The sequence below is a fragment of the Anaerococcus senegalensis JC48 genome, from assembly GCF_000321005.1.
GTDB lineage: Bacteria > Bacillota > Clostridia > Tissierellales > Peptoniphilaceae > Anaerococcus > Anaerococcus senegalensis.
Genome location: NZ_HE578907.1, coordinates 445,104 through 469,033, shown reverse-complemented (window position 1 = coordinate 469,033; position 23,930 = coordinate 445,104). Strand labels below are relative to the sequence as shown.

Genomic DNA, 23,930 nt, shown 5'->3' with positions numbered 1-23,930 from the left:
GTGAGAAATTATAGCACCCATGATTGACACTAAGAGAGAATGTAGAAAGTTGTTCAAATGAATCACCCCCTAACTGATATCAGTATAGGAACGATAACAAAAATATTATAACATAAAAAATATAAACTCTAGGAAATAAAAAATATAAAATTGACAAAATTTCAAGAAATGAAATATAATAATAAAAAGTGAAATGATGTTACAAGGTAACACCAAAAAAGGCACTTGATACAGAAATAAAAAAACTGTATTGAGTGCTTTTTTTATTGGAAAATGGAGATTGAAAAGGACTTTAATTAATAAGAAAAAATAAAAAATATTTAACAAAATAAAAAAATAAAAAAATGATTTTTTAAATGGCTAAATATAAACGTTGAAACAATCAAAAGAGATGATAAAAAGATGATAAAATTTTTAGTACCTTTTTAGTACCTCAAAAAAATAAAACCTTGAAAAATCAAGGTTTATAATATGTATGGTGGAGATGACGGGATTTGAACCCGTATCCGCACGAGTCTTAATAAAAGCATCTACAAGTTTAGTAAGTATTTTAAATTCATCTAGCACTTATCTACTTACAAATAACTTACTAGACTAGCTTCATAAATACTAAATATACTCAAAGCTTTGTACATTAGTTGCCACATAAAATTATGAAACAAATAAAAATTATTGTGGCTTAATTTTTATTTGCTGCTTGCCTAAATTAGGCAGCTAATGCGAATTGTCTTTCGCTATTATTGTTTGCTTTTATATTTAATTTTCAATTTTTACGAATTGATAAACGACTTGCAGCTTAAATCTTAACAAGCACGTCGAAACCAAAACATCCCCGCAGTAGTTAACGCTATTATTATACTCAATTATAAATATATTTCAAAATTATGCATGATATTTTTATTGAAAATTAAATTGTGAAAATTATTTTTCTTAGTTTTGGGTATTATTATATTAAGTTATTTGGATTAATTTAATCTAGAAATATTTGGAGGTTCTATGAGAAATAATAATAAAATTGCTGCTATGCTTCTAGCAGGTGGGCAAGGATCAAGATTAAAAGCCTTAACAAAAGAAATGGCAAAACCAGTTGTACCTTTTGGTGGTAAATATAAAATTATTGATTTCGCTTTATCAAATGCAACAAATTCAGAAATTAGAGATATCGGAGTTCTAACTCAATATAAACCTCAATTATTAAATAAACATTTAGGAATTGGTGCAGCTTGGGATTATGATAGAAATTTTGGTGGATTAAGAATTTTAACACCATATTATACTGAAGAAGGTGGAAGATGGTTTGAAGGAACTGCTGGAGCAATTTTTGTAAATATTAATTATTTAGACAGTATCAATCCTGAATACGTTCTTATTCTTTCAGGTGATCATATTTATAAAATGGATTATACTAAACTACTTGAGGAACATACAAAAAAAGGTGCTGATGCAACTATTGCTGTTATGGAAGTGGATTGGGATGAAGCTTCAAGATTTGGGATTATGAATACAGATGATGAAGGTAGGATTGTTGAGTTTGAAGAAAAACCAAAGAATCCAAAATCAAATCTTGCATCAATGGGAATTTATATTTTTAATTGGAAAGTGTTAAGACAAGCGCTGATTGAGGATCATAATAATTCTGAATCTACAAATGATTTCGGTCATGATATTATTCCTTATTTGTTAAATAATGATAGAGATTTGTTTGTTTATAAGTTTGATGGATATTGGAAGGATGTAGGAACTGTAAAATCATATTGGCAAGCTAACCTTGATTTAATAGATCCAGAAAATCCTCTTAATATTCAAGACGATTCTTGGAAAATTTATACAACTGCATTGAATTTACCTCCTCATAGAATTGGTAGTAAGGGTATTTTGAATGATGCATTGATAAATGAAGGATGCATTATTGATGGAGAAGTTAATAATTCTGTTTTATTTTCTAACGTAAAAATTGAAGAAGATGCATGCGTAAATAATTGTGTTATTTTATCAGGAGTAACTATAAAAAAAGGTGTGAGAGTATACAATTCTGTTATTACAGAAGATATGGAAATTACAAAAAATATTGGAGATAAAAATTCTACATCAGTTTATCTTGTTAGTAAAGATGGAATAGAGGAGGAATAAGATGCAAAATATACTTGCTTTAATTTATAGTTCAGAATTTGATGAAAAAAACTACGATACCCTATGTAAGATAAGACCGGATTATATGCTTCCTTTTGGTTGTAGGTATAGAATTATTGATTTCACCTTATCAAATATAACGAATCATAATATATCAAGTGTTATTTTATATGGTGGTGAGCCTTTAAGGTCAACACTTGATCATGTAGGTGATGGAAGAAATTGGGAATTAAATAGAAGAAGCGGTGGTTTGATGATAAATCCACCAGTATACAACAGATCTAGATTGGCTAATGAAATAGAAACTTATTATAACACAATGAAACATTTTATTGATAATAAACGTGAATATATTTATATAACTAATCCAATGTATATTTCTAAGGTTAATATTACAGATGCTTATGAAAAAATGGAAGAAGAAAATTTAGACGCTTTAATTTTTACCCAAACTAAAAAAGATGATTATGGCTACTATCTAAATAGAAGAATTATTAACACTAATGAAAATGGGTATCCTTCAAGTGTTGGTATAAATTTGGGTCTTGAAGAAGAAATTAATTTATTTACAGGATCTCTATTAATTAAAAAAGATGTTTTTATGGATCTTCTAAGATATTCTATCGAAAAAAATAATTCTACAAATATTCTAGATGCCTTATTTAAATATCCTAAGAAGAAATCTTTAGGCTTATATAAATCAAAAGAAAGTTTAAGAGTAATTATGGATACTTTGACATATTTTGAAGCAAGTCTTGACTTGTTAGATAGAAATTATTTTGATGAAATATTTTATAAACAAGGGATGGTATACACGAAAAGTAAGGATGAACCATCTACAGAATATTTAAGGGGTTCAAAAGTAAGAAATTCTTTAGTTGCAAATGGAGCAATTATAGAAGGTGAAATAGAAAACTCAATTATTTTTAGAGGAGTTACTGTAAAAAAAGGAGCAGTTATTAAAAATTCAATTATATTCCAAAATTCAGAAATTGGTGAAGGTGCAATTTTAAATCATGTAATTACTGATAAAGATACAAAAGTATTTGAAGATGTTAAATTATTTGGAAACAGAACCCATCCTTACTTAACAGATAAGGGAGAACACATTAACTAAGGGGGCAATATGAAAGTATTATTTTTAACAAGTGAGGCTGATCCTTTTATTAAAACAGGTGGACTTGCAGATGTAGCAGGTTCTTTACCAAAGGAACTTGTAAAAAAAGGTATTGATATAAGAGTTGTAATGCCTTTGTATTCAAGTATTGATGATATTTATAAAAATAAAATGAAAAAAATAAAAGAGTTTTATGTAGATCTCGATTGGAAACATCAATACGCTGGGATATATTCTTTAAAATGGGATAATGTTGAATTTTATTTTATAGATAATTTGGAATATTTTGATAGACCAAATGCATATGGTTACGACGATGATGCTGAAAGATTTATATTTTTCTCAAAAGCTTCCACTTTACTTGGTAAAGAAATTGACTTTAAGCCGGATATAATTCATGCTAATGATTGGCATACTGCTCTTGTAAATATTTATGTAAATGATTTTAGAAAAGGGGATAAGTTTTTTGATGATATAAGAACTTTGTTTACAATTCATAATCTAAAATATCAAGGAGTATTTGATTCTGGATATTTAACCCTTACTGGTCTTGACGGATATTATTTTAATGAGCATGATCTAAAATATTTCGATGCTATAAATTTTATGAAGGGTGGAATTGTTCATTCTACTGCCTTTAATACAGTAAGTGAAAATTATTCTGAAGAAATTAAGTATCCATTTTATGGTGAAGGTCTTGATGGAGTTATAAGGGAATATCAAAATAAATTATCAGGTATTGTAAATGGTATTGATTACGATCTATGGAATCCAAAAACTGATAAGAATATTTATAAAAATTATGATTTGAAATCTATTGACAAGAAAATAGAAAATAAAATAAATTTACAAAAAGAGTATGGTTTGCCAGTAAACCCAGATGTTCCTATGATTGCAATTTGTTCAAGATTAACGTCAATGAAAGGTTTTGACCTTGTAAGATATATTTTAGATGAACTATTGCAAGAGGATATACAATTGGTAGTTCTTGGAACAGGCGACTATACTTATGAAGAAATGTTTAAATATTTTGAGTGGAAATATCCTGAAAAAGTAGCTGCAAGAATTTATTATGATGGAAAAGAAAGCCATAAATTATATGCAGCAAGTGATTTATTTATGATGCCTTCAATTTCTGAACCTTGTGGTATAAGCCAATTGATTGCAATGAGATATGGATCTTTACCAATAGTAAGAGAAGCTGGTGGATTAAAAGATACGGTTAAAGCATACAATAAATACACTGGCGAGGGTACAGGATTTTCTTTTGAAAATATTAATGCACATGAATTACTTTTTGCTAGTAAAAATGCTATAGATTTATATAGAAATAATAAAAATGCTTTTAATAAACTTATAGAAAATGCAATGAATGAAAAGAATGATTGGGAAGAATCTTCAAAAAAATATATTGATTTGTACAAGAGTATTAAGGCTTAGAAATGAAAAAAGAGAATAATTTTATTTTAAAAAGAATACAAAATTTTTTGTATTCTTTTTATGCTAAAGATATAAAAGAAGCAAGGCTTAGTGAAATATACGATGGACTTGTCAAAGCATTAATGCAAGATATTGGTAAAAATTGGTCAAAATCAAAGAAAAACTTTAAAAGTAAAGAAGTATACATTTTATCTTTTGAATATAATCCTGGAAAATTCTTATCAAATGCTATAGATTCATTAAATTATCAAGACGAAGTTCGTGAATGTTTATCTATTTTAAATATATCTATGAGTGATTTAATAAAATATGAAAAAGAAGCGAGCCTTGGAATTAGTGAAATTGGGACTGGTGCTTGGTATCTTTCAAAACAACTGAGTGAAAATAAAATAAAGTCGCTTTCATATGCTTTAAGATATGAAAGTGGAGGTATGAAGCAAAAAATAATGAATGGAATTCAACTTATAGATTCTAATGAATGGCTTTATAAAGGAAATAAATGGGAACACAAAAAGGCATTTTCATATCTTATTAATATAGGAGATAAAAAATTGAAATCTGTTGCATATGATATGCCAATATATAATAATGAGAACGATTTTGTTAATACCTTAAGATTATGGAAAGCTGAGTCTATAAATAAGATTAACTACTCTAATAATATTAGTTCAGATTTTAAAAAATACTATGAAGATTATATAGATAATAATTCACTAACACAATTCTTATATCTAGATAATTCGACATATGAAGGTAAATTATTTAGATTAAAACAAGAATATTTCTATTGTGTTTCCACAATTCAAGATATTTTTAGAAGATATTTTAAAAATAATGATAATATTGAAAAGATTTACGAAAAAATAAAAATAATACTTTGTGATATCCACCCTTCTTTGGCAATAATCGAATTTATAAGATGTTTGCATTTTGGGTATGATTTAGATTTAGAAAAATGTGTAGAAATTTGCAAGAAAGTTTTTGATCATATTGCCTTTTTGGTTACTCCTGATTCGAAAGAATACTATGATATGTCAATGATTAAATTAGTTGATATCTCTTTATATAATATAATTTTGAAATTAGACTCATATGCTAAAAATAATTTAAATGTAAATATAATAGAAAATGATCAAATAAAATATAATAAAATAAATTATTATTTTGTTGATGAGTATTTTTACTTGTCTAAGATAATTGTTGATAATGATAAAGATTTTATACAAGACTTTTCTACTCTTGATTTTGGTATCGATAGATATATGTATAGCCAGTCTAGAAATATTAATCTTAAAGAAATTTTAAAAAAATATAATATAGATATCTTAGAAAATAATAACCTAGAAAAATTAAAAGACTTAAAAGGAAATCTAGAATTTTATAATGATATTGATATAATGAAATACAATAATAAAATAAAATTTATTGATTATTTTAATTTAGATAGAAATAATTCTATAAATCCTTATTCAATTTTTGATATGCAACTTAGTATGTTTCATGAGGCAAAGCGTCAATTGCTAAATGCAATAACTATTGCTAGCACATATTATATGCTCAAAGAAAATTCTAATATTTTCATTACACCTACAACCTATATATTTTCTGGAAAAGCGAGTGATAGCTATTATATGGCAAAAGAGATAATAAAATTTATCTTTGCACTAAAGCATATGATAGATAAAGATAGGTTGATTAAAGAAAAAATTAAAATCATTTTTATTGAAGATTTGAACGTAGAAAAATTAAAGAAAATTTATCCGGCATGTGATATTTATAGTCATTTAACTTTACCTATCTATGACAATCAAAGTTTTGATATGCTTAATTCAATTTTTAATTTTTCAAATATTGTTTCAAGCAAGGCAGGAGTTTTAAATAATATAAATTCACCAAATAAAATTTATAAGTTTGGAAAAGAATATGAAGAAATTATTAAAGTTCAAAATGAAAATTTATACGATGCTCGTGAATTCTACTATAAAAATGATATAATAAGACATACAGTTGACAACTTGATAAACGAAGATTACAATACATTGCCTTATAATTTTAAAAACATTTATGATTATATATTATCTTATAATGATTCATTTTTTGTATTTAATGACAATCAAGAACTATTTAATATTAGATCAATTATAAGTAGGGATTATTTAGATAAAAATAAATGGATTGATAATGAAATAGATAATATTTTATGGGCAAAAGAATTTAAATTTCGTAATTATTTAGAAAAATTTAAAAAAGAAATATGATATACAAATACAAAGATATAAAAGATATAAAAATGGGAGCTATATATACAAAATCTTATACAGAATTTAGAGTTTTTGCTCCCGATAGAGAAAACATTGATTTATTATTAACAAATGATTATAGAAAAACTCGAAAAGATAAATTTTCCATGTCAAAAAAAGAATTTGGAATATTTTACTGTAAAATAAGTGGAGATTTAGATGGTTTTTTTTATTCTTATTTGGTTGAAGATAAGTACGAAGTTACTGACCCTTATTCAAAAGCTAGTTCGATAAATAGTCTTATGTCTGCAATTGTAGACTTTAACACCACAAATCCAGATGATTATAGAAAAAATTTAGTTATAAATAATGAAAATGATGCTGTTATTTATGAATTAAATGTTAAAGACTATACATCAAACAAAAATTCTGGTGTTAAAAATAGAGGAAAATTTTTAGGTCTTGCTGAAACTGGAACAAAATTATCTAATATAAGTACTGGTCTAAGTAATATTGTTGACCTAGGAATTACTCATATTCAGTTAATGCCTATTTTTGATTTTATAACTACTTTTGAAGAAGACGAAAAATTTTTTGATGATGATAACTATAACTGGGGCTATGATCCAGAATTATATTTTAATGTAGAAGGTTCCTATTCAATAAATCCTCAGAACCCAAAAACTAGAATTTATGAATTAAAAAAAATGGTTCAAACAATTCACAAAAACAATATAAACATAATAATGGATGTAGTTTTTAATCATACTTTTAAAACGGTTGATTCAAATCTTGAAATTTTAGCTCCTGGTTATTATTATAGAAGAAATAAAGATGGATATTTTTCAAATGGATCAGGAGTTGGAAACGAGCTTGCAAGCGAAAAGGCATTTGTTAGAAAATTAATAATAGATTCTCTCAAATTCTGGGTTGAAGAATATGATATAGATGGATTTAGGTTTGATTTGATGGCACTTATAGATATTGATACTATAAAAATAGCATTAAAAGAATTAAAAAAAATTAAGCCACACCTAATCATTTATGGTGAACCTTGGATGGGAGGAGAATCTGCGCTTGCCTTAGAAAAACAGATTTTAATAGGAAGTCAAAGGTCAAATGGATTTTCTGTCTTTAATGATAAGTTTAGAGATGCTATAAAAGGTGATAATAATGGATATTCTAAAGGATATATTCAAGGCAATTATTTTCTAAAAAATCAAATTGAAACAGGGATAGCTGGTAGCATTTATTATGATGAAAAAAGAAATGGCTTTGCAGATGATGCAAGTGAAGTAATTAATTATATAAATTGTCATGATAATTTAATTTTTTATGACAAATTAAAAGTATCATTAAATATTGAAGCAGATATTAACAGTATTTCAAAATTAGGATTTTCTATTTTATTTTTATCATTTGGTAAACCATTTATTTATGAAGGAAACGAATTTAATAATTCAAAAAATAATAATAGCAATTCATATAATTCAAACTTAAATATCAATGGAATTAATTGGTTAGATAAGATTAATAATATTGAAATGTATGATTTTGTTAAGGATCTTATAAAAATTAGAAAAAAAATTGGAGCTTTTAAATGGACCAAGTCTTCAGATATAAAAAACTCCCTTTTTTTTATAGATGATTTAGATGACCACATAATTGCTTACAAAATTAAATTTTTTGATAAAACTTATTATTTTATAATTAATGCCTTAGATAAAGAAGTTGATATTAATCAAAACATGAGAGATAGAATTTTTGGTTTAGATAAATCACTTGTTAAAATTTTTAATCAAAAGGGTATTATAAATAAAAGATTAAGTGTATCTGATGTGAAAAAAATTGGCAAACTATCTGCAAATATTTATGTAAAAGGAGAAAAAAATGGATTATAAAAATATATATAAAAATTGGTTAAACAATGATTTCTTTGATGATGAAACAAAAGATGAGTTGAAAAAAATAGAAAATGATGAAAATGAAATAGAAGATAGATTTTATCAAGAATTGGCTTTTGGTACAGCAGGTTTAAGAGGAAAAATCGGTGCTGGTACAAATAGAATGAACCAATATACAGTTGCTAAAGCGAGTCAAGGATTTGCAGACACAATTAATGAAATGGGTGAAGATGCAAAAAAAAGAGGAATTACTATTTGTTATGATGTTAGACATAAATCAGATGAATTTTCCAAAATAACTGCTGAAGTTTTTGCGGCAAATGGAATAAAAGTAAACATTTTTAAAGAAATTCAACCTACTCCAGTTTGCTCTTATGCTATTAGAAAATTAAAATCTATAGCAGGTGTAATGATTACAGCAAGCCATAACCCAAGAGAATATAATGGCTATAAAGCATATGGATCTGACGGAAGTCAAATTCTTGAAGATACTGCTGTTAAAATTCAAAATTATATGAAAGATTATGATGATTATTCAAAGATAAAAAGATTAGATTTTGAAAAAGCTATGGATGAAGGATTAATTTCTTGGATTGATGATTCCTTAATAGAAGATTATGTAAAAGAAGTTTTAGAATGTACAATAAATGATAATATAGATAAAGATGTGAAAATAGTTTATACACCATTAAATGGATGTGGAAACAAATTAGTCAGAAGAATTCTTGATCAAAGAGGATTTAAGAATATTTATATTGTAGACCAACAAGAAAATCCAGATCCAGATTTTTCTACAGTAGGTTATCCAAATCCTGAAGATCCAAAAGCATTTAAATTGTCAGAAGAATTAGGATATGAAAAAGATGCAGAGTTATTATTAGCAACTGATCCTGATTCTGATAGATGCGCTGTAGAGGTAAAAGACAAAGAGGGTAAATATAAATTTTTAACTGGGAATCAAATTGGCTCATTACTTACAAATTATATTTTAACAGCTTTAAAAGAAAACAATGAACTTCCTAAAGATGGTGCTATAGTTAAATCTATTGTATCAACAGATCTTGTAAAACCTATCGCAAAAAGATTTGAAGTAGATGTTTATGAAGTATTAACAGGATTTAAAAATATATATGAAGTTGCAAATAAATTTGAACAAGTAGGCAAGGGTGAATTTATTTTTGGATTTGAAGAAAGTATAGGTTACAATTATAAGAGTTTTGTTAGAGACAAAGATGCAGTAAATTCTGCTATGCTTATAAGTGAAATGACAGCTTACTATAAAAAACAAGGAAAATCCTTATTAGATGTATTAGAAAATATTTATGAAGAGTATGGATATTATTCTAATGAAGTTCAATCAATAGTATTGGAAGGACTTGATGGAGCTAAGAAAATAAAAAGAATTATGGAAGCAATCAGAAAAAATCCTATAGAAAAAATTATTGGATTAAATGTTGAAAAAATTGTAGATTATCAATTTGATGATACTGACCTTCCTAAATCAAATGTATTAAAATACTATCTAGAAGATGATTCATGGTTTGTATTAAGACCATCTGGTACAGAACCTAAAATTAAATTATATCTGAATGTTATTGATAATAGTATGGAAAAATCAGAAGAAAAAAAATCTAAATTAAAAGAAGAAGTAAATAAAATAATCGATCAAATTGATTAATTTTAGATTATTAATAAATGCCTATGAATAAAATTTTGCTAAAGTTCATAGGCATAATATTTTGTATAAATTTAAATCTAGCAAGTATTTATATTAATTGTATTTAACAAGTTTAATTTAAAGAATTATATATTTTTGATAAAATAATAAATAAAAGTAAGGAGGTCGTATGGATCAATTTTTTAACTTTATAGATAAGGTATTTTCGATTCACGTTTTTGGAAATATGACTTTGTATCAATTATTATCAACAATTTTAAAATATGTTTTTGTTGTTATAGTATTGTACTTTATTTATTCAATTATAAGAATTATTTATTATGATGTAAGATATGCAGTAAAAAAAGAACAAATTTCAGATACATATTTACAATTCATAAATCAAAACCAAGAACATAAATTTAAAGTTCAAGAATATTATTATATAGGTGAAAATAATACAGTTGGAAGAGATGAGAGAAATTCAATTTGTATAAAAGATAAATTTTTATCAAGTTTTCATGCAAGAATTATTTTAGACAATGGAATATATTTTTTAGAAGATTTAAATTCTTCTAATGGAACATATCTAAATGATGAAAGAATTAGCGAAGCTATAGAATTGAAAAATAAAGATATAATTAAATTTGGAGAATTAAAATTTTTATTTATTAATGGTGATGAAGATGATTAAAAAAGAAAATAAGAATATAATTAACCAAAAAAAATATAAGGCATCAGCTCTTTTTCTATTATTTGTTTTTGAATTCTTATCTTTAAGTTTATCGATGATATACAATGCCGATAAATTACAAAGTGGTGATTTTTATGCATATGTAGCAATACTAACCATAACTATTTTATCTACAGTTTTGGCAAATAAATATACAAGAAGTGATAGTATTTTATTGCTAATAGTTAATATGCTATTTTCTATTGGTGTTGTTATGATTTACAGATTAGACCCCTCATTAGGTAAAAAGCAATTGTTATTTTATTTTATTGGTGTATTGATATTTTTTATTACTTATTTTATATTACCTAAAAATAAAAATTGGGATGAACATTTTGTTTTTTATTTTGTAGTTTCAATAATTCTTTTTATTGCAACAATTATATTTGGTTTTGCATCTGGAGGTGCAAAAAATTGGATTACTATTGGACCAATAAGTATTCAACCTTCAGAATTTATTAAGGTTCCTTTTATATTTTTTATTGCAAGTTTTTATTCTAACTATAATAAATTTAGAAAAAAAGCTTTTGGGAAATATTATTTGTCTCTAGGAATTTATATTTTTATAATGATGTTTTTTATACAAAAAGAATTAGGAACAGCCTTAATATTTTTTGGAACTATGATATTAACACAATTTGTATATGAAAGAGAAAGAAGATTAATATTAATAAATTTGATTTTAGTACTGTTTGGTGCAGTTTTGGCTTACTTTTTATTTTCTCATATAAGAGTTAGAGTTGAAACATGGCTAGATCCTTGGTCTGTTATAGATGACAAGGGATATCAAATAACTCAATCTTTATTTGCTTTAGCAAGTGGTGGATTGTTTGGAACAGGAATAGGATTAGGTAGGCCAGATTATATTCCTGTAGCAGAAAGTGATTTTATTTTTCCTGCAATATGCGAAGAATATGGGATTTTTATGGGAATAGCAGTAGTATTATTATTTCTTATTTTAGTTTATAGAGCTATAAAAATATCTCTACAACAAGAAAATAAATTTTATTCTATACTTGCTTTTTGTATTGGTGTCTTATTTGCCCTTCAAACTTTAATAATATTAGGTGGAGTTTTAAAATTAATACCCTTAACTGGGGTAACCTTGCCTTTTATTTCTGCTGGTGGATCATCAATGGTATCAGGATTTATTTTGCTAGCAATTCTTCAATACTGCGGTCAAAATATAGAAAATGGTGATGAGAATGAAAAAGAAAAAAGATAAACAAAAACCATTTATTCAAAAAATGCTAGAAATAGAAAAAAAACATAGATTGGATGACGAAGATAATAAACATATCCTAGAAAAATCAACAATGAATAAAAGACTAATATATGTTATGATATTTTTTATTGTATTGTTTTTGTCTATAGTTTTTTATTTGGTATATTTTCAATTATTTAAAGCTGATAAATTATCAGAAGATAGTCATAATAAAAGATTGTGGGTAGATGAAAATGAAATTAATAGAGGAAATATTTATGATAGAAATGGAAATGTTCTAGTTTATAATGAAAAGGATGAAAATGGATATAATGTTAGAGCATATAATAATGGAGAAATAAATTCTGCATTTACAGGATATAATTCTGTAAAATATGGAAAAAGTGGTTTGGAAAAAACTTATAATAAAGACTTATTAAATATATCAGACCAGCCAACTTCAAAGATTAGAAATATGGTAGAAAAAAGTGGGGAAGGTAATAATTTAAATCTAACAATAGATCAAACAATACAAGAAATTGCCTATAACAGTTTAGGAAATCATATTGGATCAATAGTAGTCATGGATCCACGAAATGGAGAAGTTTTGGCTATGGTTTCAAAACCTTCATTTGATCCAAATACACTGGATGAAAATTGGGATATGTTAATTCAAAATACTGATGCTCCATTATTAAATAGATCTAGCCAAGGTATATACAGACCTGCGTCAACAATGAAAATTGTAAGTGCTGATACAATTTTAAGAAGTGGAATAGATACAAACTTTAATGATACTGGTAGTGTAACTATACAAAATTATAAAATTACAAATTTTGGTGATTATTCTTATGGACAAGTAAATCTTAGATCAGCATTAATGAATTCACTAAATACTTATTTCGCATCTAAAATAGATGAAATTGGTAAAAAAGATTTCAAAAAAGTTACTGAAGACTATATGTTTAATAAAAATTACAAATTTGATTTGGAAAAAGTTAATCCTAAAATTCCTTTTGATGATTTAAATGAAGTTGATACAGCAATGACAGGATTTGGTTATGGAAAAACAAAAGTTACACCTCTTCATATGGCAATGATTGCATCAACTATAGCAAATGATGGAAAAATGATGCAACCAAGACTTGTAAGAAATGTTGTGAATAAAGATGGTAAAGTGATAAAAGAAAGCAAAAGTGAAGTTATATCAGATGTAACAAGTACAGAAATAGCTAATACAATTAGAGATTATATGGTTGATGTGGTTAATTATGGTACAGCAAAATCAGCTTATTTACAATCAATTCAAATTGCTGGAAAATCTGGAACTGTTGATAAAAAAGGTGGTGGAATAGATGTTTGGTTTGTAGGATTTGCACCTGCATATGATCCAAAACTGGCCTTTGCGATTGTAGTAGAAGATTCAGATGAAGTAGCTGGAGAAGTAGCAGTTCCTATTGGCGGCAGAATGATTAATGATATAATAAATAATGTAAATATTTATTAATAATAAAATACTAAAAAAACGGTTTAAATCTGAAAAATTATATTTCATATTTAGCCGTTTTTATATTAAAATTATAACAACTTATTTTTAATGTTAGACCAATAATGGTTTTTATTTAAAATAAGTTTTTTTAGTTCATGATTTGAAATTTTTGTAGTTATTTTAAAATTGTTTGATTTGAATTCTTTTCCGTCAAATAAAAAAACAGTGTGATAATTATCTCTTTTGCTTACGTTTATTTCAATTTCAGCATTTTTAGGTAGAATTATTGGAGCTTTTAAAGATCTGTTTAGACTAGAGAATACTGGTGCTATTGGAGTAAGTTGAAATCCCTCTAAAGATTGGTGTAAAATTGCGCCGTTTGAAGATAAATTATATGCAGTTGATCCATGAGGTGTAGAAATTATTAGACCATCACCTGAAAAATTTTCTATAAAGTTATCATCAATAAAAAGTCTGAGTCTTACAATTTGATTTCTGTTACTTTTTACTACTACTTCATTAACAGCATTAATTTTATTTTTTCCAATTTTAGATTCGAGCATTGGTAAATTTTCTATATAATATTTTTTCTCAGAAAAACATTTAACAAAATCTTCAATATTATCAGGATTAATTTCCTGATAAAATCCTAAATGACCAGTATTAATTCCTATAAAAGGTATTGTTGAAAAATTTGAGTTTTTCACAGCATTTAGAAAAGTACCATCTCCACCAATTACAAGGTTTAAACAAGCTTTTGGATTGAAATTAACAGAAACTTCGTACCCATAATCATTTAAAATATACTTGGTTTTATTGTATATATTTTTGCTATATCTAGATTTATTTTTAAAAATATTGATTATTTTAGTCATTGTTACTTACCTTTCTTAAGATATAATTAATTATAACATAAAAAAAGCTACGAGGTAAAAATGAGAAATATAGAGTTTAAAGTTAATGAATACATAAAATTAAATCAATTTATGAAAAATAAAAATATTTCAAACAGAGCGTATAGAAAAATTATTAAAGATTCTATTTTATTAAATGATAAAAAAATTAGAAAAAATATTAATTTAAAACCAGAAGATGTGATAAAAATCATAATAAAAAATGAAAATTTAAATTATGAACCTGTAAATAAAAAAATTAAAATTCTGTATGAGGATGATGATATTTTAGCAGTTGAAAAACCACATAAGCTAACCGTAAATTCTAAAAATCAAGAAAACCTTTCAAATTATATAGCTTATTATTTTAAAGAAAATAATATAAAATCTCAGATAAGACTAATAAATAGACTTGACATGAATACTTCTGGAATTATGTTGGTGGCAAAAAATCCCTATGCTCAGGCTTATTATCAAAAACTAATTGAAAAAAATGGATTTGATAAAGAATACCTGGCTATAGTTGAAGGAAACTTGATTATAAATAATTACTACAATCTATTTATTAAATATGATGAAGTAAGTAAAAAGATGAAAGTTGATAATGAAGGAGATTATATAAAGACTTACTTTAAAAATTTAAAAAATTATGGAAATTTAACTTTAATGTATTGTAAAATTTACACTGGCAAAACTCATCAAATTAGATTAAGTTTATCCAATTTAAATCATCCAATTATCGGCGATGAGTTATACGGATCAAAATATGAACTGGATAGATTTTTATTACATTCATATAGAGTAAAATTTAAAAGATTTAGAGATCAAAAGAAAATAACGATATTATCCAAACCTGATTTTTATAAGCATTTAAATTCAAGTGTTTTAAGATAGTATAACTAATTTGCAATTATGCTTTTCATGATATATAATGAATATATTCCAAGGAGAAAGGTCCAAATTTAAACCTACAACATTTATAAGGGATTGCGGAGTTTTGACTTTGATGACAAGCCTCCTTTGAGTGGAAGTCAGAAATTTTAAACAGCAAACCCACCTTCACAAACGCGAAGGTATTAAATAAAAGGACCGCCTTGGATTTTTTAAACCTATGTTAATTTTACTTGAATTATGGGTACAAATTAATTATATAAAATAAAAATTAAGGAGAGTTGAAATGAGTATAGCTGATTATATTGAAAGTAAAGCACAAAGAAAACAAAGAGAAATTAAATATGAAATTTGGAAAGTTAAAAATCATGATAGCAGAATGAGAGCTCAAGGAGCTTTGGTTGGTGCATTAGCAGGTGTTGCTGCTGGTTTATTTTTAGCTCCAAAATCAGGAAAAGATTTAAGAAAAGATATTAAAGATTCTGTAGATAGCACTGTAAATCAAGTAAAAGATACAACTAATGATTTGATTGAAAACGCTAAAGATTCTTATGTAGACTTTAAAGATAGAGCATATACAGAATTACAACCAATTGAAGAAGGTTTTGAAGAAGGTAAAAAAGTTGTAAGAGATACAGCTGAAAAAACAAAAGGAAATTTAAAAGATAACGCAAAAGACGTTAAAGATGAAGCGCAAAAATTAAAAGAAGATGCCAAAGATGTTAAAGATGCTGCAAAAGACGGTGCAAAAGATGCAGCTAAGGACGTAAGAGAAGGCAAAGAAGAAGTAAAAGATGTAACCAAGGATACTAAAAAGAAAGCTGGAGAAGTTAAAAGAGCTGAAGATAGAAAAAATAAATAAGGAGTAGATAATGGTTACAATAAATTTAAGATTAATAGCTGATATTATCTTATTATTAGTAGGCATCATCGCTATAATATTTTTAGCTTTATTCTTGAAAAAAGCTTCAGGATTAGTAGATTCCATTCAAAAAATCGTTGATAAAAATGAGGATAATTTGGATGGAGTAATTAATAAACTACCAGCACTTGTTGATCAAGCTAATATTTTAGTAGATAATGTTAACGAATTAGTTTCTGATCCTAATTTAAAGATGGCTATATCAAATGCAAATCTAGCTATCTCTAACGTAAGTGATATTACTGTTGATGTAAAGGACACAGTTAATTATTTTGGGGAAAGTGTAGTAGATACAACTGATACATTTGGAGAAGGAATAGCTTCAATAAATGATTATGCTTCATTAATAATGGATGTTTTTGACATTGTAAAGAGTGTAATATCAGGAAGATAGGCCATCAATGATGATGGCCTTTATTTATGTTTTATAGAAAGGAGCATATATGGCACAACCAACAATTAAAGATGTTGCAAAACTTGCAGGTGTATCAATATCAACAGTTTCAAGAGTAATGAATGATTCAAAACCTGTAAGCCCAGAGGCTAGAAAAAAAGTTTTAGATGCTATCAATAAACTTGACTTTAAACCAAATCAACTTGCTAGAAGTTTAGTAATGAAAAAATCTAATCTAATTGGTGTTATAGTTGAAGATATTGGTATCGAATATATGGCACAATTAATTAGGGGAGTAGAAGAAATTGGACACCTCTATAAATATGATATTATTCTTTCAAGTACTTATGGTGATGATAATGCTTTGGAAAATGCTATAGAATTTTTATCAACAAAACAAGTTGAAGGAATTGTAGTTATAAGTGAAGACATATCTGCAGAAATATTAGTAAAATTAAGAGATAATAAAATACCATTTTTATTATTAGACAAATTACATGATTTCAAAAAAATTAATACAGTAAAAATAGATTATGAAAAAGAACAATATGAGCTAATTAAACATTTATACGAACAAGGGCATGAAAATATAGCTTATGTTACATTAAAAAATCATAACTATTTAACAGATACAAAAATTAATGGATATGAAAAATTTATAAAAGAAAATAATTTAAAATCTATTATTATAGAAGCTGATGGAAAAAATAGTGATGATGGGTATAATATAGGAGAAGAAGTTATTTCTCAAGCTAAAAGCGAAAATATAAGTGCTATAAGCTTTTATAATGATCAAACTGCAGTAGGATTTATATCTTATTGCTTAGATAATGGTATAAAAATACCAGATGATTATTCAGTTGTTGGATTTGGTGATTTTGAAATATCAAGAGTATATAGGCCAAAACTAACTACAGTTTCTATCCCTAACTATGATATAGGAGCTATTGGAATTAGAGCATTAATCAAAAGAATTAGAGGAGAAGAGGATATTCTCGAGAACAATTGGATTCTAGATGCTCAGTTAATAGAAAGAGATAGTACAAAAAAGCATTAGTTGAATGTAACTTATTTAAATGTTAAAATAATAGTATAATAATTTAGGAGGCAATTATGGCAGAAAGAAAAATTGTTGTTACTAACGAAACAGGTCTACATGCAAGACCAGCTGCATCATTAGTTCAATTCGTTAAAAATTATCCTGGTGATGTAAAATTAGTTAAAGATGGCAAAGAAGCTAACGCTAAGAGCATATTTAATGTAATGAGTCTTGGAATTTCAAAAGGTACTGAAATTGGTATTGTTGTTGAAGGAGAAGACGAAGAAGCATTTGCAGATAAATTAGCTGATTTTATTGATAACTTATCAGAATAATTAATTAAGGGGTACTTCTTGTACCCCTATATTTTTATAATTTAGAAAGGAATTTGAAAATGTCAGATAAATTAAAAGGTATTATAGCTTCTAATGGAGTAGCTATAGGTAAACTTTTTTTATTTAATAAAGAAGAATTAGTTATTGATAAATTAAGCATTCAAGATGATGAAAAGGATCTTCATTTAAAAAAAGTAGATGAAGCTATTAATTCTTACTTTAATGATTTAGAGTACAAAGAAAATAATGAAAAAAATGAAGAAGTTTTAAATATAGTTAGAGCTCATAAAGAACTTTTACAAGATCCATATTTCTCAGATACAATTAAAGAAAAAATTCAAAATGACAATAAAAATGCAGAACTAGCTACCAGTGAAACTGTTGATCAAATGGTTATGGTTATGTCAGCTCTTGATGACGAATACTTAAAGGAAAGAGCTGATGATTATAAAGATATTGGATTTCAAGTTTTATGTAAGATTAAAAATATAGTTCCAAAAGATTTATCAAAATTGGATGAAGAATGTATTGTTATTTCTAAAGAATTAACACCTTCAGATACATCAAATATGGATAAGGAAAAAGTTTTAGCCTTTGCAACAGATCTTGGTGGAAAGACCTCTCACGTATCTATAATTGCTCAAAATTTAGATATTCCGGCCTTAGTTGGAATGCAAGATATTTCAACAAAAATTAATGGAGACGAATTAGCTATTATAGATGGAAACCAAGGTGTACTAATAATAAATCCTTCAGAAGATGAAGTTAAAGAATATCAAGTGAAAATTGAAAAAGAAAATGAAGAAAGACAAAGACTAGAAAAAGTTAAAAATCTTGAAGCAAAAACATTAGATGGAAAAGTTTGTGAAGTTTCTGCTAATATTGGAAATATTGCTGACCTAGAAGTTGCAATAGAACATGGCTGTGATGGAGTTGGACTATTTAGAACTGAATTTTTATATATGGAAAATGATCACTTCCCTACAGAAGAAGAACAATTTGAAGTTTATAAAAAAGCTACTCAAATGCTTGGAGAAAAGCCTTTAGTAGTTAGAACTTTGGATATTGGTGGAGATAAGGGCCTTGACTATTATGATTTTGCTGAAGAAGAAAATCCATTTTTAGGCTATAGGGCTATAAGATTTTGCCTAGATCATCAAGATATTTTTAAAGATCAATTAAGAGCTTTACTGAGAGCATCAGCTTATGGTAATTTAAAAATAATGCTTCCTTTTGTAATTTCTACAGATGAAATAAAGCAAACAAGAATAATCCTTGAAGAATTGAAAAAAGATCTTGATAAAGAAGGAATAGCTTATAATAAGGATATTGATCTTGGAATAATGGTTGAAACATCTGCATCTATAATAATGGCTGATAAACTAATAAAATATTCTGATTTCTTCTCTATTGGAACTAATGATTTAACTCAATATACTCTTGCTTGTGATAGGGGTAATGAAAATATTTCAGATATTTATGATAACTTTAATCCAGCTGTAATTAGGTCAATTAAACACGTTATTGATGAAAGTCACAAAGCTGGAAAATGGACAGGAATGTGTGGACAATTTGCGTCTGATACAAAAGCTACAAAATTATTATTGGGGCTTGGATTGGATGAATTCTCAGGATCAGCTTCAAAATTACCTAAAGTTAAAGATATAATAAGAAATTCTAACTTTGAAAATGAAGAAAAATTTGCATTAACAGTTCTTGATTTAGAAGATGTTGAAGAAGTTAAGGAATCTGTTGAAAAGCATAATTAATGGTTAAAAATATGAATAATGAACCTCTTGATATCATTAAAAGAAGTAAATTTTTTAATGATAAATTCGACAAAATTACTTTAATAGAAGAAATTTCTTCAAATAAATTACGAGTTCAGATTGTAAATAAATCATATGTATTGGGCCTTTACAATATAAATGACTATGAAAATTTAAAAAAAGAAGAAATCATTAATAATTATTTAAAAAGTATAGATTTGCTTGATACATTAGATTTATATGAAATTGGAATTATGCCAGATATAAATAAATCATATAAAATATTTGAATATAGAAATGAAATGTCTCTAGGTGAATATTTGGACAAAGTTAGCAAAGAAAGAGCGTATGCTATAGGATCTAAATTTGGGAGAATACTTAAAAATATTCATATAAAAAAAATAGATAAAAAAGATGAAGTTGATTGGTATAAGTCTATAGATACAAAAGTTAATTTTCTGTTGTATAGACATGGATTGAATAAAGTCAATCAGAATAATGATTATATACTAGTAGATTATTTAATTTCAAATAAATATATTTGCAAAAATACAACTTCAAATTCACTATATCAAAATATTAGCTTTAAAAACATTAGAATTTTCAACGAGGGCGAAATTGATATACGTGGATTAAAAGAAATTAAAGTAGGAGATGGTGTTAGTGATTTTGTTAACATTAATAAAATAGCTATTAAACATCCAGAATTTTCAAAGGGAGTTATTGATTCTTATCATCAAAATGACGTGATTTCCAGAAAATTTTATAGACTGTTGAGTTTTTACCAGGCATATTTTATACTAGAATCTCTGGTAGATATAAGAGATAATAAAAAATCATATTTAAGTGACTTTGAAATAGAAGAAATATTAAATATGTATGATAATTTTTCAGAAATTATACCTTCTTGGGCAAGGTGATTTGAAAAAGGCTAGGAAAGTCTGTTTCTTAGCCTTTTATATTTCCTATCTTTTATAATTTAACATACAATTGTGTGTAATAATAAAATATGATAAAATTTAAATAAATACTATTATAAGGAAATAAGTGCAATGGGTGGTAAAATTATTAAAGCTATTAATATTATTTTTAATTCAATATTAATAGCTTTTGGAATGTATTTTTTTCTAGTGCAACATAATATAGCTTCAGGTGGTGTAACAGGAATTTCACTAATATTTTCAAAGTGGTTTTCTTTTTTTACTGTTGGACAATGGTCATTATTTTTGAATTTAATTCTATTTATTTTGGCTTTTATATTAATGGGAAAAGAATTTGGTAGTAAATCAGTTCTGTCCGCAACAGTTATATCTTTAAGTCTAATGTACTTTGAAAAATTTTTTCCAAATACAATATTTTCAAATGATACAATAATAAATATTTTGTTTGGATCAGGTATAGTATCTTATGCTTTAAGTAAAATATTTTTTAATAACTCATCTTCGGGAGGAACAGATATAATTGCTGCTATTGTAAATAAATATTTTAATATAGCTCTAGCAAAATGCTTATTTTCTATAGATTTTTTGGTTGTAGTAATGGCTGTTAAAGAATTTGGGATAGAAATGGCTATGTATGCAGTTTTGTCTGTAATAATACAGTCTTTTGGCTTTAACTACTTTATTCAAGGACTAGGAAGAAAAATAGCCATTACAATCATTAGTGACTACAGTGATGAAATTAATTCAATGATTCTAAATAAATATAGAAGAGGAGTTAGCTTGTATAAATCTGAGGGAGGATATTCTCATAGAAAAAGAGATATACTTCTAACAGTTGTACCTTTTAGGAAATATATACCTATTAAGGATGATATTTTAAAAATAGATAAGAATGCATTTGTATTTACACATACAATTTCTGAAGTTTTGGGTGAAGGTTTTACATATGATATTTTAAATTAAGTAGGAGTGATTTTATAAATAAGTTAAAAATAAAAAGATTCAATAAAAATAAAGCATACATTAAAACAAAATTTGGTAATGCTTCAATCGATAAAAATGAAATTATGGAATTTAAGCAAGGTGATGAAATAGAAACTTATATTTATTATGATAAAAATAATACTTTAAGAGCTAGCAGAAATATAAACTTAGAAGCTAATAAAATTTATAGCATGACTTGTATAGATGTTAAAAAAAATGGTGCATATTTTCTATTTCAGGACAAGATAAAGTTATTAATGCCATCTAGTGAAAAAACTTATAGAATCATTAAGGATATGACTTATCCAGTTGCAGTTTATTTTGATAATGAAAATATGCCCTTATTAACAAGTAAAATTAGAAATCTTTTATCAAATGAGCATAATTTTAAGGAAAATGATACTGTTGAAGGCAGGATATATTCTATAAATAAACATATAGGAGCCTTTGTTGCTATTAATAATCAATATGATTCTTTAATAAGAATAAATGAGCTAAAAGGAGTTCATATTGAAGGTGAGCTCTTAAAATTAAGAGTTAAAGAAGTTAAAACTGATGGGAAAATAGAATTATCAAATAGAAAAAGATCTTATTTAGAAATAGATGATGATAGTAAAAAGGTCTTATATTATTTAGAAGAGAATGATGGTGTTATATATTTAGGTGATAAATCATCGCCAGAAAAAATTTATAAAACATTTGGTTTTTCAAAATCAGCTTATAAAAGAGCAATTGGTAGACTTTATAAAGAAAAATATATTAGGATTTATCCTAAAAAAATAGAACTATTGGAGAGATAAAATGACAGATAAACAAAATGATATTTTAGCAGAAGTAAACGGAAAAAAAATTAATCAAAAAGATGTAGTTAGCTTTATAACACAAATGCAAGGAGGACAACAATTTTTAAATCCTCAAGGAATACATCAAATTGCAGATGAACTTGTTAATCAAGAGTTAATGTATATAGATGCAATCGATAATAAACTTGATCAAGATAAAGAATTTATAGATCAACTAGAGCTAACTAAAGAAAATATGTTAAAGAATTATTCTATGCACTTACTATTTAAGGATATAAAAGTAAGCGATGATGAATTAAAAGAATATTATGATAACAATAAAGAAGTTATAGAACAACCAAAAACTTATAAGGCTAGTCATATTTTAGTTGAAAGTGAAGACGAAGCAAACAAAGTATTAGAAGAAATAAATTCTGGATTAGAATTTGAAAAAGCAGCAGATAAATATTCAACAGATAAAGCTAGTAAAGGTGGGGATTTAGGAGAATTTCCACAAGGAGCAATGGTAAAAGAGTTTGAACAAGCTCTTGATAAATTAAAAGAAGGTGAGATTTCAGAACCTGTAAAAACTCAATTTGGTTATCATATAATTAAACTTGATCACACTCATGATGCTCACTTACCAGAATTTGATGAAATAAAAGATAAGATTCATGACACCTTATTAATGATTAAAAGACAAGAAAAATATTTAGAAAAAACTAATAAAATAAAAGAAAAGGTAGATGTAAAAAAATATTACTAAAAGGAATTTTGTATGGACAATTCGAACTATCATCATAAATTAAAATCTATAACTAGAGATTTAAGTGAATATATAAAAGTTATTGATGATAATAAATCACTAATAAAATTTGTTTTATCAAAAGCAAAAGAAAAAAATTAAAAATTTCATTAATTAATGATTGCTATTATATAAAAAATGAAAATCCAAAAGCAGTTTTACATCTAAATATTAGTGATAAAATCAACTCATCATCTTATATAAAATTAATAGGTGAGCAAAAATCTGAAATAGAAACTAATATTAATATAATTGAGATAA

Annotated in this window: 21 protein-coding genes and 2 other RNA genes; 21 read left to right on the top strand and 2 right to left on the bottom strand. The window is 25.9% G+C overall.

Features of this window, described 5'->3' with window-relative positions; genetic code table 11:
* Nucleotides 1-476 precede the first annotated feature (476 nt).
* Nucleotides 477-834: a transfer-messenger RNA gene (gene ssrA / locus ASHG_RS08840) on the bottom strand.
* Between the two features lie 162 nt (nt 835-996).
* Here ssrA and ASHG_RS02375 point away from each other — a divergent pair.
* The 9 genes from ASHG_RS02375 (at nt 997) to ASHG_RS02335 (ending at nt 13,932) form a co-directional block, all read left to right on the top strand.
* Nucleotides 997-2,130: a glucose-1-phosphate adenylyltransferase gene (locus ASHG_RS02375; protein ID WP_040397285.1), complete on the top strand. Its 1,134-nt coding sequence runs from the start codon at nt 997-999 to the stop codon at nt 2,128-2,130.
* Nucleotide 2,131: 1 nt separating this feature from the next.
* Nucleotides 2,132-3,247 (top strand): glucose-1-phosphate adenylyltransferase subunit GlgD, encoded by a 1,116-nt coding sequence (gene glgD, locus ASHG_RS02370; protein WP_040397283.1) that lies wholly within the window; start codon nt 2,132-2,134, stop codon nt 3,245-3,247.
* Nucleotides 3,248-3,256: 9 nt separating this feature from the next.
* Complete coding sequence (gene glgA, locus ASHG_RS02365) at nt 3,257-4,687, top strand: glycogen synthase GlgA (protein ID WP_040397282.1); 1,431 nt, start codon at nt 3,257-3,259, stop codon at nt 4,685-4,687.
* A 2-nt stretch (nt 4,688-4,689) separates the two neighbouring features.
* Nucleotides 4,690-6,945: a glycogen/starch/alpha-glucan phosphorylase gene (locus ASHG_RS02360; RefSeq protein ID WP_040397280.1), complete on the top strand. Its 2,256-nt coding sequence runs from the start codon at nt 4,690-4,692 to the stop codon at nt 6,943-6,945.
* Nucleotides 6,942-8,828 (top strand): type I pullulanase, encoded by a 1,887-nt coding sequence (pulA, locus tag ASHG_RS02355; protein ID WP_040397278.1) that lies wholly within the window; start codon nt 6,942-6,944, stop codon nt 8,826-8,828. Before ASHG_RS02360 ends, pulA begins: the two co-directional genes overlap by 4 nt.
* Complete coding sequence (locus ASHG_RS02350; RefSeq protein WP_040397277.1) at nt 8,818-10,509, top strand: phospho-sugar mutase; 1,692 nt, start codon at nt 8,818-8,820, stop codon at nt 10,507-10,509. The genes pulA and ASHG_RS02350 overlap by 11 nt, the downstream gene beginning before the upstream one ends.
* A gap of 169 nt (nt 10,510-10,678) precedes the next feature.
* A complete protein-coding gene (locus tag ASHG_RS02345) occupies nt 10,679-11,182 on the top strand; it encodes an FHA domain-containing protein (protein ID WP_040397276.1) in 504 nt (167 codons plus the stop codon).
* Nucleotides 11,169-12,446 carry an FtsW/RodA/SpoVE family cell cycle protein gene (locus tag ASHG_RS02340; protein WP_040397275.1) on the top strand — a complete coding sequence of 426 codons (1,278 nt, stop codon included), beginning with the start codon at nt 11,169-11,171 and terminating at the stop codon, nt 12,444-12,446. Before ASHG_RS02345 ends, ASHG_RS02340 begins: the two co-directional genes overlap by 14 nt.
* The gene (locus tag ASHG_RS02335; RefSeq protein WP_040397274.1) at nt 12,421-13,932 is read left to right on the top strand and encodes a peptidoglycan D,D-transpeptidase FtsI family protein; all 1,512 of its coding nucleotides are present in this window, start codon (nt 12,421-12,423) and stop codon (nt 13,930-13,932) included. Before ASHG_RS02340 ends, ASHG_RS02335 begins: the two co-directional genes overlap by 26 nt.
* Before the next feature lie 71 nt (nt 13,933-14,003).
* Here the strand turns inward: ASHG_RS02335 and ASHG_RS02330 are convergent, their stop codons facing one another.
* Nucleotides 14,004-14,789: an NAD(+)/NADH kinase gene (locus tag ASHG_RS02330; protein WP_040397273.1), complete on the bottom strand. Its 786-nt coding sequence runs from the start codon at nt 14,787-14,789 to the stop codon at nt 14,004-14,006.
* Between the two features lie 60 nt (nt 14,790-14,849).
* On the opposite strand from ASHG_RS02330, the gene ASHG_RS02325 reads away from it, so the two are divergent.
* The 12 genes from ASHG_RS02325 to ASHG_RS09465 all read left to right on the top strand — a co-directional run bounded on the left by ASHG_RS02325 (nt 14,850) and on the right by ASHG_RS09465 (nt 23,771).
* Complete coding sequence (locus ASHG_RS02325; RefSeq protein WP_040397271.1) at nt 14,850-15,701, top strand: RluA family pseudouridine synthase; 852 nt, start codon at nt 14,850-14,852, stop codon at nt 15,699-15,701.
* A gap of 42 nt (nt 15,702-15,743) precedes the next feature.
* A non-coding RNA gene (gene ssrS, locus ASHG_RS08835) (6S RNA) lies at nt 15,744-15,912 on the top strand.
* Between the two features lie 72 nt (nt 15,913-15,984).
* Nucleotides 15,985-16,560: a YtxH domain-containing protein gene (locus ASHG_RS02320; protein WP_040397269.1), complete on the top strand. Its 576-nt coding sequence runs from the start codon at nt 15,985-15,987 to the stop codon at nt 16,558-16,560.
* Nucleotides 16,561-16,570: 10 nt separating this feature from the next.
* Entirely contained in the window at nt 16,571-17,014 is a 444-nt protein-coding gene (locus tag ASHG_RS02315; RefSeq protein WP_040397267.1) for a DUF948 domain-containing protein, read from the top strand.
* Nucleotides 17,015-17,063: 49 nt separating this feature from the next.
* The gene (locus ASHG_RS02310) at nt 17,064-18,071 is read left to right on the top strand and encodes a LacI family DNA-binding transcriptional regulator (protein ID WP_040397266.1); all 1,008 of its coding nucleotides are present in this window, start codon (nt 17,064-17,066) and stop codon (nt 18,069-18,071) included.
* Between the two features lie 56 nt (nt 18,072-18,127).
* On the top strand, nt 18,128-18,388 hold the full coding sequence (locus ASHG_RS02305; RefSeq protein WP_040397264.1) for an HPr family phosphocarrier protein: 261 nt from the start codon (nt 18,128-18,130) through the stop codon (nt 18,386-18,388).
* A 59-nt stretch (nt 18,389-18,447) separates the two neighbouring features.
* The gene (gene ptsP, locus ASHG_RS02300) at nt 18,448-20,157 is read left to right on the top strand and encodes a phosphoenolpyruvate--protein phosphotransferase (RefSeq protein ID WP_040397263.1); all 1,710 of its coding nucleotides are present in this window, start codon (nt 18,448-18,450) and stop codon (nt 20,155-20,157) included.
* Between the two features lie 11 nt (nt 20,158-20,168).
* Nucleotides 20,169-21,077: a kanamycin kinase gene (locus ASHG_RS02295; protein WP_244264231.1), complete on the top strand. Its 909-nt coding sequence runs from the start codon at nt 20,169-20,171 to the stop codon at nt 21,075-21,077.
* Nucleotides 21,078-21,209: 132 nt separating this feature from the next.
* Nucleotides 21,210-22,061, top strand: a complete 852-nt coding sequence (locus ASHG_RS02290; RefSeq protein WP_040397259.1) for a YitT family protein — start codon at nt 21,210-21,212, stop codon at nt 22,059-22,061.
* A 14-nt stretch (nt 22,062-22,075) separates the two neighbouring features.
* Nucleotides 22,076-22,882: a S1-like domain-containing RNA-binding protein gene (locus ASHG_RS02285; protein WP_167320524.1), complete on the top strand. Its 807-nt coding sequence runs from the start codon at nt 22,076-22,078 to the stop codon at nt 22,880-22,882.
* Nucleotide 22,883: 1 nt separating this feature from the next.
* Nucleotides 22,884-23,630: a peptidylprolyl isomerase gene (locus ASHG_RS02280; protein WP_040397258.1), complete on the top strand. Its 747-nt coding sequence runs from the start codon at nt 22,884-22,886 to the stop codon at nt 23,628-23,630.
* 12 nt (nt 23,631-23,642) lie between these two features.
* On the top strand, nt 23,643-23,771 hold the full coding sequence (locus ASHG_RS09465; protein ID WP_262359288.1) for a hypothetical protein: 129 nt from the start codon (nt 23,643-23,645) through the stop codon (nt 23,769-23,771).
* The last annotated feature ends 159 nt before the right edge of the window (nt 23,772-23,930 follow it).

Coding starts and splice junctions, on each gene's coding strand:
- ASHG_RS02375 (WP_040397285.1), top strand. CDS start 997: ATGAGAAATAATAATAAAATTGCTGCTATGCTTCTAGCAGGTGGGCAA.
- glgD (WP_040397283.1), top strand. CDS start 2,132: ATGCAAAATATACTTGCTTTAATTTATAGTTCAGAATTTGATGAAAAA.
- glgA (WP_040397282.1), top strand. CDS start 3,257: ATGAAAGTATTATTTTTAACAAGTGAGGCTGATCCTTTTATTAAAACA.
- ASHG_RS02360 (WP_040397280.1), top strand. CDS start 4,690: ATGAAAAAAGAGAATAATTTTATTTTAAAAAGAATACAAAATTTTTTG.
- pulA (WP_040397278.1), top strand. CDS start 6,942: ATGATATACAAATACAAAGATATAAAAGATATAAAAATGGGAGCTATA.
- ASHG_RS02350 (WP_040397277.1), top strand. CDS start 8,818: ATGGATTATAAAAATATATATAAAAATTGGTTAAACAATGATTTCTTT.
- ASHG_RS02345 (WP_040397276.1), top strand. CDS start 10,679: ATGGATCAATTTTTTAACTTTATAGATAAGGTATTTTCGATTCACGTT.
- ASHG_RS02340 (WP_040397275.1), top strand. CDS start 11,169: ATGAAGATGATTAAAAAAGAAAATAAGAATATAATTAACCAAAAAAAA.
- ASHG_RS02335 (WP_040397274.1), top strand. CDS start 12,421: ATGAGAATGAAAAAGAAAAAAGATAAACAAAAACCATTTATTCAAAAA.
- ASHG_RS02330 (WP_040397273.1), bottom strand. CDS start 14,789: ATGACTAAAATAATCAATATTTTTAAAAATAAATCTAGATATAGCAAA.
- ASHG_RS02325 (WP_040397271.1), top strand. CDS start 14,850: ATGAGAAATATAGAGTTTAAAGTTAATGAATACATAAAATTAAATCAA.
- ASHG_RS02320 (WP_040397269.1), top strand. CDS start 15,985: ATGAGTATAGCTGATTATATTGAAAGTAAAGCACAAAGAAAACAAAGA.
- ASHG_RS02315 (WP_040397267.1), top strand. CDS start 16,571: ATGGTTACAATAAATTTAAGATTAATAGCTGATATTATCTTATTATTA.
- ASHG_RS02310 (WP_040397266.1), top strand. CDS start 17,064: ATGGCACAACCAACAATTAAAGATGTTGCAAAACTTGCAGGTGTATCA.
- ASHG_RS02305 (WP_040397264.1), top strand. CDS start 18,128: ATGGCAGAAAGAAAAATTGTTGTTACTAACGAAACAGGTCTACATGCA.
- ptsP (WP_040397263.1), top strand. CDS start 18,448: ATGTCAGATAAATTAAAAGGTATTATAGCTTCTAATGGAGTAGCTATA.
- ASHG_RS02295 (WP_244264231.1), top strand. CDS start 20,169: ATGAATAATGAACCTCTTGATATCATTAAAAGAAGTAAATTTTTTAAT.
- ASHG_RS02290 (WP_040397259.1), top strand. CDS start 21,210: ATGGGTGGTAAAATTATTAAAGCTATTAATATTATTTTTAATTCAATA.
- ASHG_RS02280 (WP_040397258.1), top strand. CDS start 22,884: ATGACAGATAAACAAAATGATATTTTAGCAGAAGTAAACGGAAAAAAA.
- ASHG_RS09465 (WP_262359288.1), top strand. CDS start 23,643: ATGGACAATTCGAACTATCATCATAAATTAAAATCTATAACTAGAGAT.